The 12,031-nt window shown below is 41.8% G+C and carries 10 protein-coding genes; 4 read left to right on the forward strand and 6 right to left on the reverse strand.

Annotation, left to right across the window (positions count from 1 at the left end):
• Positions 1-138: 138 nt before the first annotated feature.
• Both L1D23_RS04505 and L1D23_RS04510 read right to left on the reverse strand, forming a co-directional pair.
• On the reverse strand, positions 139-1,722 hold the full coding sequence (locus L1D23_RS04505; protein WP_239864471.1) for a hypothetical protein: 1,584 nt from the start codon (positions 1,720-1,722) through the stop codon (positions 139-141).
• Positions 1,723-1,907: 185 nt separating this feature from the next.
• Complete coding sequence (locus tag L1D23_RS04510) at positions 1,908-3,566, reverse strand: ABC transporter substrate-binding protein (protein ID WP_239864472.1); 1,659 nt, start codon at positions 3,564-3,566, stop codon at positions 1,908-1,910.
• A gap of 257 nt (positions 3,567-3,823) precedes the next feature.
• On the opposite strand from L1D23_RS04510, the gene L1D23_RS04515 reads away from it, so the two are divergent.
• The 3 genes from L1D23_RS04515 to yghU all read left to right on the forward strand — a co-directional run bounded on the left by L1D23_RS04515 (position 3,824) and on the right by yghU (position 7,108).
• Entirely contained in the window at positions 3,824-5,221 is a 1,398-nt protein-coding gene (locus L1D23_RS04515; protein WP_239864473.1) for an alpha-amylase family protein, read from the forward strand.
• A 188-nt stretch (positions 5,222-5,409) separates the two neighbouring features.
• Positions 5,410-6,057, forward strand: coding sequence for an HAD family phosphatase (locus L1D23_RS04520; protein ID WP_239836049.1), 648 nt, complete (start codon positions 5,410-5,412; stop codon positions 6,055-6,057).
• Positions 6,058-6,250: 193 nt separating this feature from the next.
• Complete coding sequence (gene yghU / locus L1D23_RS04525; protein ID WP_239864474.1) at positions 6,251-7,108, forward strand: glutathione-dependent disulfide-bond oxidoreductase; 858 nt, start codon at positions 6,251-6,253, stop codon at positions 7,106-7,108.
• Between the two features lie 68 nt (positions 7,109-7,176).
• Here yghU and L1D23_RS04530 read toward each other — a convergent pair whose 3' ends face one another.
• Positions 7,177-8,409, reverse strand: coding sequence for a DUF6596 domain-containing protein (locus L1D23_RS04530; RefSeq protein ID WP_239864475.1), 1,233 nt, complete (start codon positions 8,407-8,409; stop codon positions 7,177-7,179).
• 3 nt (positions 8,410-8,412) lie between these two features.
• On the reverse strand, positions 8,413-8,772 hold the full coding sequence (locus L1D23_RS04535) for a YciI family protein (protein ID WP_239864476.1): 360 nt from the start codon (positions 8,770-8,772) through the stop codon (positions 8,413-8,415).
• Between the two features lie 233 nt (positions 8,773-9,005).
• Here L1D23_RS04535 and L1D23_RS04540 point away from each other — a divergent pair, with 233 nt between their 5' ends.
• Positions 9,006-9,764 (forward strand): isocitrate lyase/phosphoenolpyruvate mutase family protein, encoded by a 759-nt coding sequence (locus L1D23_RS04540; RefSeq protein WP_239864477.1) that lies wholly within the window; start codon positions 9,006-9,008, stop codon positions 9,762-9,764.
• A gap of 119 nt (positions 9,765-9,883) precedes the next feature.
• Here L1D23_RS04540 and L1D23_RS04545 read toward each other — a convergent pair whose 3' ends face one another.
• Together L1D23_RS04545 and L1D23_RS04550 are read right to left on the reverse strand one after the other, a co-directional pair.
• Positions 9,884-11,158, reverse strand: a complete 1,275-nt coding sequence (locus L1D23_RS04545; RefSeq protein ID WP_239864479.1) for an acyltransferase family protein — start codon at positions 11,156-11,158, stop codon at positions 9,884-9,886.
• Positions 11,139-11,906, reverse strand: a complete 768-nt coding sequence (locus tag L1D23_RS04550) for an acyltransferase (RefSeq protein ID WP_239864481.1) — start codon at positions 11,904-11,906, stop codon at positions 11,139-11,141. Before L1D23_RS04550 ends, L1D23_RS04545 begins: the two co-directional genes overlap by 20 nt.
• Positions 11,907-12,031 lie beyond the last annotated feature (125 nt).

The following is a 12,031-nucleotide window of genomic DNA, read 5'->3' on the forward strand; positions in this document are numbered from 1 at the left end:
GTTATAGCAGTGGTTAACGCAGTGCGAATGCTAACAGCTGTAGATTTAGAAAAACACGTAAGAAATGGGACAAAATAGTGCATGTTTTTTCATTCGAATGGCCGACCTTCTCACTTAACCCGCTATTTCAGTGGCTCATTATTGTGAATACGTTGCTAAAGCCTTAAGCACCGGAAGTCTATCATCGTTAAGAACCTTATATTTATTGGCAAAAGCACGCTGATATCCACATACATTCCATTCACCAAATTCACTTTCAGAACACTCATAGACTGTACTGCCATCATCGTAATCAGTTTCCTTAAACCAGGCATCATCTGAGTACTTGATTGTTATAACTTGTGACGACTCATTCGAACTAAACTCTGCTTTCGATCTCACCCAGAATAATGAACCGTAACCTTCGTTCTCACGAAAATCGGGATCTATATGAACAAAACTTTCCAGCAAGTTTCCATTGACGTTGTTCAACGTAGGATCCACATCTACCCATGCAGCATTGGCCTTATATTGGTCATAATGAAAACGATGTCCAATAATGACTGTCCCTTGATTCTGACTATTATCAACCGCCATCACTTCTACCGTTTGCTCATAATCATCCCCACCAACATCATAATTGAGACAAACGTCCATCTCGGATTCTTGTTTAGTAGCAGATTGATTAGTTACGACATAATAAAGCCATGAATTTGCATAGAGCTTATGAGTTTCCTCAATGGTTTGTTTAATTGAACAATTAAAGGGGAGAGTCTCTATAGACTCTTGATTACCCTCGGTTTCTCTACGCAGGCTGTACTCTCTTGTATAGGACAGATCACTATTCTCGGCTGTATATGTCACAATATGCTCAATCAATTGAGGGTCAACAAGCTCGCTCGTTACGTCAAATGTTCTTCTTTCTACCTTTGAGCCACTCTTTGTCACTTGAACTTTATACCATTGGTCGTTCTGATCGTCATTGGTATCCTCATCACTGCGGACAATGTAACTAACGTAAGCTTCTTCGGCTGTCGGATTCTGCTGTCTTAACATCTTTGATTCACGATAAGAGGCCTTGATTACTGGCATTAGTTTCTGTGTAAGCGCTTTTACCTCATTGTCATCCTCTTTTATGAAGTCACTATACAGCTGATCTACACTAACGTTGTTCCGGTTCGCTACATCGTTTTCTAATTCCTGGATACTATTGTCCGTAATGCCTTGCAACTGAATCGCAAGTTTTAGGTCTGCACAACTACCCATAGCATTATCATCTATATCTAGGTTTAGCTTCATCACATTCCAAAGCATGGAAGTCAATGGAGTCGTTGACTTAATTTCAGAACCTGAAGTCGTCATCTTTACTGGAGGAAAGAACAGCTGATATGCTTCTTCGATCGGAGTGTTTGGGTTGTCAGCATCAATGGCGCCAACAGGTACATCAACCACGATTGGCGCATAATCAATACAATCCGCATTCTCTCCTGATAGAGAAAGCTCATATCGACCATTGGCATCGGTAATACTTTTTGGTTCACCGCTATCCAGTTCACCGTTGTAATTCAGATCAAGAAATGCAGTTGCACCTGATATGTAACCATCAATGGCAACACCTTGAATTGATTTAGATTGAAGAGAAGATGGCGATGTGGCTGACGAGGTTTCTCCTCCGTTACCACCTCCACCGCAAGCAGTCAAAAGTGTAGAAACAGTCGCGATAGCTATAATTTTGGAAGTCATGATAATAGGCCCTGACACATATTTCCTATGAGTAAAACTGCACTGCACAAAGCAATGCATCCTAATGTGTAATCATTGGTAACACGTGCTGATGGTATAGGCTTTAATAGGCATAAAACATGAAAGGGTCAGGTAGAAATAATGCATGTTTTATTAACCATCTACTATCAGAAAATAAGATTAACTTATTGTTTTTCCTTATCAATCCAAAGCTTATAGAACTCACTCAACCCTGACTTACTTGTTTCAACGCCATGCACTTCAAGACTACGCGTGATTTTTTCTTTACCATGGAACAGAGGCAGCAGCAGGTTCTTGTCATACAGGCCCTGCTCAATTTTACGTAATGAATAAGAGTACAAAATATCACTCATTGCATGCTTCACTTGTTCATAATGAGTATTCATTTCTGTTTGATCATAAATGAATTTCAGGCCAGAGCTGGCAAGAAGCCAATCATACAATCCAAATTCTTCAGGCTGCTCTATGACTTCTTCGATAAAGAGAATATCGGCATAGTCACTGACTGAGCTTGGATTGCTAATATCCTCTAACTCGAGAATTTCAAGGGTCAGCCCGGTTTCTAGAATCGTGCTCTTTAGCCATTTAGCGATCTTTTTGAGATATGGAATGGTCAGTCGAGGCATGGTCAGTACCAAGTGCCCGTTTAAACGCGGTGGCGCGTCATCAGAAATACGCTCCAAACAAGGGGTAAAACTGACATCATTAACAACCGTTTCTGAGTCCAGATTAGCGCGACAGCGACGCAAGTACTCAACAAGCCGATGAAGGTTGTTTCGGCTGACCTCTGCGTCAGGCCTTAAATGGATAGCAAGGTAAGACAAAGCATTAATCGTACTTTCCTCACAATCTCCATCCTTATTGAAACTGAGGCTAAAGTCACTCAGCTCTGAAGAAGAAGACAAGGTGATCTTATCCAGCAAGGCTGATTGCGCATAGTAATTACGATGCCGTTTCAACACCAAGCGCTCTCGGTCCCAATCCTTCAGATAGAAAGGCCCACTTCCTATATACGTACTAAGACCACTTGAGAAATACGTAGATTTTAGGCGATAGATTGAAGCATGAACCACACACAAAACATGCAAAAACAAGGGATTAGGTTGCTGGAGCTCAATCGTTACTTGCCCTGCGCCGAGAACGCGTATGCCGATCACCTGTTCAAAAAGGTACTTAACCGGTCCATCCGTTACTTTAAGCCGATGTAGACACTCCGAAACATCAGTGGCCTCTAACACTTCACCATCGTGGCAAATAATATCTTGCCGCAACCATAAATGAATAAAGCGTCCTTCCACTTTCCAGCTATGTGCTAACCCCGCTTGAATACGGCCTGATTCGTCTTGCGTCAACAAGGTACTATAGACGCTACGAATGACCTGCATTTCCGCAATTCGATACGTCTTAGCAGGTTCTAATGTATCTACCCATGGATATTCAGTGATCAGCAAACTATCACAACGCTCGTTAACACTTGCTTGTGTTACCGTTGCTTCAGCCAAAGCTTTGACCGCAAGGTGTCCATACAGATCCATTAAACGAGAAATATTAGAAAAACGCCCTTGTTCAAGTTCTTTGCTAAAGATGTGCTCAAGTGCCCCTTGTAAATTATGCATGATCTTAAACTGGCTAAGCTTTCCTCTCCCTTTAGAAGGAAGCCAACTGATCCAACCTATGTCAGACAGGCTTCTCAAAATATTAGAAGTATTTCTTCTTGAAGTAGATAATGCTATTTCCAATTCGTCGATAGACAGATGGTATGTTTTGCCAGACTCATACTTAATAAGCAGTTGCTGGAGTCTACGTAAGCTTGCGTCGTTCAATGGTCACCCTAACTCAACAAATAACAAATGACGGATTCGTCAACGATATAAAAAGTGCTCAAACCGACACTTTGTATAACTTTCGAACAATTCGTTCAAAAAACGAACTGGTATATCACAAAATTCTACTCTACTAGAAATTTTATAAATTGAACCCCTACAGAGTGTGACCGCAATTCAGCCTTCTACTTCGAGCACTACTAATGGCAAGCCACAAAAATATCATTAGCGTGAATATCAATAACGAGAAACACCCTATGAAAAATATAACAACTTTACTCGCTGCCACTGCTGCGCTCAGCGTACCTCAAATTACTTATGCCGACGCCATCCTACATGCATTTAACTGGAAATATTCGGATGTCACGAATAATGCCCAGCAAATCGCCGCAAACGGATTCAAAAAGGTTCTGATTTCACCCGCCATGAAATCAAGTGGTACCCAATGGTGGGCACGTTATCAACCTCAGGATTTTCGTGTCATCGATTCACCACTCGGTAACAAACAAGATCTAGAAGCGATGATCGCTGCACTTAAAGCGCAAGGCGTAGATGTTTATGCCGATGTCGTTCTGAATCATATGGCCAACGAAGCGTCAAAGCGTAGCGACCTGAATTACCCTGGCACCGATGTGCTTAATGACTATGCTTCTCGCAGCAGCTACTACGCAAACCAGACATTGTTTGGCGACTTGAGCCAAAACCTCTTCTCTGGAAATGACTTTCATCCGGCAGGTTGTATCACTAACTGGAACGATCCAGGCCACGTCCAGTACTGGCGACTTTGTGGTGACAATGGCGATACCGGATTACCAGATTTAGATCCAAATAACTGGGTGGTGTCACAGCAGAAGAAATACCTTCAGGCACTTAAATCGATGGGAATCAAAGGCTTCCGCATCGATGCTGTCAAACACATGAGTCAGTATCAGATCGATCAGATTTTTACATCAGATATTACGTCTGGGATGCATGTTTTTGGTGAAGTCATTACCAGTGGTGGTAAGGGCGACAGTGGCTATGAAGCCTTTTTGGCGCCTTACCTGAACAATACCAATCACGCCGCTTACGATTTCCCTCTGTTCGCTTCTATTCGCGGTGCTTTCTCTTTCGGTGGTGGATTAAACCAACTTCATGATCCTCAAGCCTACGGTCAAGCGTTAGAGAGCTCGCGCGCCATTACTTTCACCGTGACGCATGACATTCCAACCAATGATGGCTTCCGTTATCAAATCATGGATCCGAAGGATGAGCAGTTAGCTTACGCATACGTTTTGGGGAAAGACGGTGGCACGCCACTTGTCTACAGTGATGAACTACCAGACAGTGAAGACAGAGATAACGGTCGTTGGGCCGACGTCTGGAAAGACGCCACTATGATTAACATGCTCAAGTTCCACAACTCAATGCAGGGTAAATCAATGACCGTCTTACACAGTGACCAATGCACGCTTGTCTTCAAACGTGGTAAGGAAGGCGTAGTCGGCATCAACAAGTGTGGCGATGCGAAGTCCGTTACTGTGGACACCTACCAACATGAGTTCAATTGGAACGTTTCGTATAAAGACACGCTAACGGGAGATACCACTGTGGTTAGCTCACGCTATCATACGTTTAGCATTCCGGCGCGCACAGCAAGAATGTGGATGCTGTAATTTCCGCTGAAATGACAAAGGTCTGGTAAATATCAGACCTTTGATTATTTAATCACCCTCAGCCTACTCATCATTTTCCTTCCTATAACCTTCACATTCAACAAACCCACGTCTAGGTCAGCACTTTTACTATAATTATGATGTGTGCCAGAATGGGCTTCCTAACTGTTAAGGATTAAGCTGTACCTATGAAAATTCAAGCCGCTATCTTTGATATGGATGGCCTACTGTTAGACACAGAACGTGTATGCATGCGCGTATTCAAACAAGCTTGTGTTAACGTCAACCTACCTTTTTATGAAGACGTCTATCTCTCAATCATCGGGCGTAATGCTGCCGGTATAGAAAAGATCTTTCGTGCCGCCTATGGAGACGATCTTGATAAGCTTCATGATGAATGGCGTCGTAATTATGATGCTATTGTCAAACACCAACCAATACCAGTGAAAGAAGGCGTAGTCGAACTGTTGAAATGGCTACGAGAGAACCAAATTCCGACGGCGGTTGCCACCTCGACTCACCGTGATATCGCAGAGGTTAAATTGCGCTTGGCAGGCTTAGACCAATATTTCGATGGTCTAACCTGTGGCTGTGAAGTTTCAGTCGGTAAACCCGATCCGGAAATTTACCTACTCGCCGCCGACCGTCTCAACGTCCAAGCTCAGCATTGTATTGCATTCGAAGACTCCAATAATGGAGTCAAAAGTGCGGTCGCTGCCAACATGACCACTTATCAAATTCCCGACTTGGTGGAGCCTTGTGCAGACGTAAAGGCGTTAGGGCATTATATTCTTCCCTCGCTACACTCTGCACTTGAACATCTTAAGCAAGCTTAGCCACACCACAGATAGAGGGGGCAATATCAGTTGATTGCTCCTCTATAGTCTATCTACATTAGCAACCCCTTATTCAATTAACCGATTTGCAATAACCAAAGGTTCTAATAATCTGATAATGGAGGGTTTTTATCTCTTCACACCACCACCATCTAACCTAGTGCCGGATATCATTTTTGGATAAGGAAGAACAATGACTCACGAATACGTACCACCTAAAGTATGGAAAAATGAACCAAGTTCAGGTAATCAATGGGCAAATATAAACCGTCCAGAAGCAGGAGCAAGATTTGAAAGAGAACTGCCCATTGGTGAGCACCCATTTCAGCTTTACTCATTAGGCACGCCAAATGGTCAAAAAGTTACCATTATGTTTGAAGAGCTTTTAGCACATGGTATTCAAGAAGCAGAATATGATGCTCATATCATTAATATCGGTGACTCTGACCAATTCTCATCGGGGTTTGTTTCGGTAAACCCAAACTCAAAAATTCCTGCTTTAGTGGATAAGTCGGGTGATGAGCCAATTAACGTGTTTGAATCGGCATCGATACTGGTTCACCTTGCTGAGAAATTCGGTGTGTTTTTACCTGAAAGTGGCCCAGCTAGAACACAAACATTTAACTGGCTATTCTGGGCGCAAGGTTCTGCCCCATTTTTAGGCGGCGGGTTTGGTCATTTCTATGCTTATGCTGATGAAAAACAAGAATATCCAATTAACCGCTTTGCTATGGAAGTAAAACGCCAGTTAGATGTGTTGGATAAGCAACTTGCCAAAAACACTTACGTATCGGGTGAGGAATATACAATTGCCGATATGGCGATTTGGCCATGGTATGGCAATCTAGTGTTAGGCAAGGCATACGATGCCGCTGAGTTTTTACAGGTCCATACCTATGAGAATGTTGTGCGTTGGGCAAAACAGATTGAAGCTCGTGAAGCCGTTCAACGTGGTCGTATCGTCAACCGTACTATGGGTGAAGAATGGGAGCAATTACCAGAGCGCCATAGTGCCGATGACATCGACAAGGTACTAAAACTAAAGCCATAAGAGGGATTAGTCATAAAGCAATCTGTCAGCCTAGGCAGATTGCTTTATTTTTTGGTGTTTGTACCATGTTAATCCACTTGTAACGTCTCGTATCTCAACTCCAAGAACTTACGTGTTGCCGCACTTGGCGCTCTTTCAATGGCCAGTTTGTAAAAAGTGCTAGCTTCTCTTTTTTGTCCTAATTGACTGAGAATATGCGCACGACTCGCATACCAAGGTTGGTAATCTGAAAGGTCTTTTTTTAACTTATTCAACTTTGTAAGCGCCAGTTCTGGGTGACCTGTCTCCGCAATCACGACTGCCCAGTTCAAGGCGATAACCGAAGTGGGCTCGAATTGCCATAGCGATTGATAAAGCAAAGACATTTGTTCCCAATCGGGGCTAGGCTTCATCATGTGGCAGTCTGTTATCGCAGCCTTGATCTGAAATGGCCCTGGTTGTCTTTTTTTGATGGCATTAGAAAGGAGAAGATGAGCTTCATCAATATTGTTTTTCTGCCATAGGCTAGTGTCCTGTTCTTCGACAGGTACCATCACTCCACTTGCATTTATTCGAGCTTTACGTCTCGCATCCGTAAGTAACATTAAGGCAAGTACACCTTCAATTTCAGGTTCATTGGGTCGCAGCTTGTCAAGAAGCCTAGCCAAAAAGATACCCTCTTGGCATAGCAAGCGTGGACATTCACCCTCCCTGACATAGCCAGTGGTGAATATCAAATAAATGGTTGTTAATACCGTCTCCAGTCGCTCATACCATCTATCTGCTTCTGGAATAGAGAACCCAATTCCTTTAGCTTTAATTTTGGCCTTTGCGCGATACAAGCGTTGCCCCATGGTTTTCTCGCTATCGAGAAAAGCAGCAGCAATTTCCTTTGTCGTCAAATTGCAAACCGTACGCAAGGTTAGAGCGACACGCGACTTTTCTTCCAAGGCTGGATGACAACAGGTAAAAATAAGGCGCAAACGTTCATCCGGAATCGTTTCGGGAACACCGTATTCCTCACCACCCATGAAGTTGTCAACCATATCTCGAACCTTTCTCTCATCTCGTCGCGCCGAACGAATATGGTCTACTCCCTTGTTTAATCCAACTCTCATCAGCCAAGCTGCTGGGTTATGCGGCAGGCCAGATCGCGTCCAGTGTTTCAATGCTGCAATTGATGCTTCCTGTAGAGCATCTTCGGCTAATTGAAAATCATTAAGGCGTGAAATAAGCCCCGCCAAAAGCCGCCCTCTGTCTTTGCTCAAGACATCATTAATCACATGGCCAACAGCAATTGCTTTTGATGAGGCTTGGTTCATACACTAACCTACTTCGTTATAATCCAACAAAGGGCGAACTTCGATAGTACCAAACTTAGCCACGGGAATGATTTCTGCACATCGCAGTGCCGCATCCAAGTCGGGGACATCAACAATATAGTATCCACCCAAATGTTCACGTGTTTCAGCAAAAGGCCCATCCATAGTTTCTACCTTGCCAGATTTAATCCGCAGTGAAGTCGCCGTATTAACATCCTGTAAACCTTCTCCGCCAACAAGTACACCATCCTTTTCAAAAGTCTCCGTCGTGAGGGCAAAGTCTTCCATCATCTTGTCGAATTCGGGGGTACCAAATGCTGGTTCTTGATCTGGTGCAGCATAAAGTAAAAGCATGTATTTCATCTTAAGTTTCCTTTTGGTTTGTTCTTTCATACTCAAGGACGTTTGCGCTTGGCTATTTTCGACATGCACTCAAAATTTTTTCAGTTTTTGTAGATGTACAGTAGAACAAAGACTAAATATTCTTCAATTTCAATATTTATTATTCAGTTCCGAAAACAGCGAACATTTCCCTCATTCCGTTGATAGCATTTGCCTGAAATTATTCACTACAAAAGTAAATGGAGGTATGAGACGTGTTCAAGAATATGCATAAAATGGACGAACCGATAGTTATTTGTAATGTATGGGATGTACCAAGCGCGAAGATTGCCGAAAATGTTGGGTTTTCTGTCATTGGTACTTCTAGCGCAGCTATAGCGAATAACCTTGGAAAGGCAGATGGAGAAAGTATCCACTTCGAAGATCTTCTGTCGGTTGTAGAAGCTATTGTCAAATCTACAGAACTGCCTTTGACCGTAGATCTTGAATCTGGATATGGGGATACACCTGAAATCATAGCAAAGAATGTTATTGAGTTAGCTAAAGTTGGAGTTGTCGGAGTCAATATAGAAGACAGTGTCGTGGTAGACGGTGAAAGAATCTTGTGTGATAGCGCTCTTTTCGGCAAAATATTAGGAAAGGTTAGAGAACATATTCATAAAGCAGGTCTTGAAATTTTTATTAATATCAGAAGTGACGTGTTTCTACTTAATGTTGAAGATCCTCTTGCAGCAAGTATCGAAAGAATTAATAGATATCAACAAGCAGGTGCTGATGGCACTTTCCTACCGTGTATCAATAAAAAAGATGATATCAAATCCGTTGTCGATAGTACCTCTCTACCGATAAATGTGATGTGTTTTCCGGGATTACCTAACTTTTCAGAACTGAAAACTCTAGGTGTAAAACGCATAAGCATGGGTAATTTTGTACATGAGGCAATGCTTGACTCTCTATCCTCGATCTTGACCTCAATTAAAAGAGAGCAATCTTTTGCAGCATTGTTTGTATAGTTCACATTCGTTTCAGCCAATTCTGGCTGAAACATTTTTGCCCCAAAGTGTGACAGAACAATAAAAAAAGAGGCTGATGATCAGCCTCTAGTTCTTCAGCTTGGTGCGTACAACGAGATTTATGGTAAATGCTTAGCGATTTCATTCACTAGAAGTTTGGCACCATGTGTAGACAAATGATCATCATCATAATAATAAATTGATGTAGCGTCATTAGCTTTACAGTGACCCTCAGTACAAAATACTTTATGTGGATAAACTCTAGAAACGTTCTCGCCTTCTACGTTATCCAAGAGGTCAAAAGCTTCCGATGTCCTCTCTTGATAGGTTGTTTCATGGACGCCGATTTTCAAATTATCATATGCTTCTTTTTTCAAGCTTGGTAAAACATGCTCACCTAAAATTTGTTGGATTTTTCTAGGTACATGCCAGCCAATTTCAGGGATCGGATAAACCAAAACTAATTCATGCCCTAAGGAAGCCCAAAAAGATAGCTTGTCGATAACTGCTTGCTTCGCACTTCCACCGTTAACTGCTTCGATCCAACGATCCCCACCAGGCTCAAGCCCTCCTAAGCCATTATCAAAGCGTTTTCCACTCAAATACAGTGGTAACCTAGCAACAAACACAATTTTCATTCTAGGTGTAACAGGGCTTTCTAAATATGCTGAAATCTTCTCAGATGCAACTTCGCAAGGCTTTATCCCTAGAACTTCTCCTTGTACTTTCTGCTTTGCCCTAACAGTATTAATCCCAGTACAATTAGAGGGCGTTAGATGTATATATCCCATGCCTTGTTTTAAGGATTCATTATATAAGTGTCTACCAATGCTTCCAGCATGACTATCACCAAGTAACAAAACATTTTTTTGGTCACTCATAACCCTGCAGGATTTATCGAATGACTGATTAAAGCAACGAACTCCTCCTATTTTAAAGGTAGAGTTATCATTAAGATCTTTAAAAAGAGTTACAACAGCCCCCAATCTTTCTGGGTATCCTCGATTTTCTTGAACAAAGAAGTTAAACGCAAACAAAAGGAGTAGAACACTCAGCATGACAATCACTTTTCCCTTAGAACCCCTTTTTTTCCTAAAAGGCTTTTCAACAAAGAAATAACTGCATACTGCAAATACGAAAGAGATAAGAGCTAATAGTACAAACTGCTCATACCTAAAGTAGTCATGCTTAATGAATCTAAAAAACACAAATACAGGTTGATGCCATAGATATAACGAGTAAGAAATAAGACCTATTCCGACAACAGGTTTTAAAGACATCACATCATTAGATACATCTCCTTGGTGGGAGAACATAATGAAGAGACATGTTCCCAAAACAGGTAGTAAAGAAATGAATGATGGATGCGAAACTTCATGACCAATAAAAATCATGGAATGGACAACTAAAAATAATCCAATGATTGGTAATGACTGGTAATGACTGGTATGCGATAGATGCAAAACTACCTTTTTCAGAGCCTTCTAGATTCGCTCGATTATAAAAAGTAACTAAACCACCAAGTATCAACTCCCATGCTCGTGTCGGAAGTAGATAGAAAGCCATATCTGGATTAACTTTCACAATAAAGCTAGAAACTTGTAAGGATAATAGAGCTAGAACAAGGAGGATTCCAAACATGTATCTGGGAAAGAAGCGATTAATTGCCCAAATCACAAATGGAAAAACAACATAGAACTGCCACTCGACAGATAAACTCCAAGTATGAAGTAAAGGACGATAGATACTCGCAGCAGCGGTGTAGCTATCCTCACCATAGAAAAAGTGATTAGACCCAAAGTACAAAGCTGATTGAAGAGATTGAGCATAAACAACCAAGTCATCTGGTAACAGAATTAAGTAAGCTAAACCTGATGTAACCAACAACATGGCTAAGAGAGCAGGTATAATCCTTTTAGCTCTTCGCCAATAAAAATCTGGGAATGAAAACGTTCCTTGCTCCATCTGACTTCTAATTATTCCAGTAATTAGATATCCAGAAAGTACAAAGAAAACATCTACACCAAAAAATCCACCTTGGAATAGCTGAACTCCAAACAGTTTCAAATTGGCGTGATAGACGATTACAGCAATAATAGCCAATGCCCTCAGGCCATCAAGCTCTCTACGATAAGACAACATAAAAAATCACAATTAAAAATTTGGTTGTATTGTAAAGGCAAGGCAAGACAAGGCAAGAAATTATATGGGAAGTAGAAAGTGACGTGCGTGATATGCCCTTTATGTTCAATAGCGAAGAAGACTCG

This window comes from Vibrio sp. Isolate24, from assembly GCF_022398215.1.
Lineage (GTDB): Bacteria > Pseudomonadota > Gammaproteobacteria > Enterobacterales > Vibrionaceae > Vibrio > Vibrio coralliilyticus_A.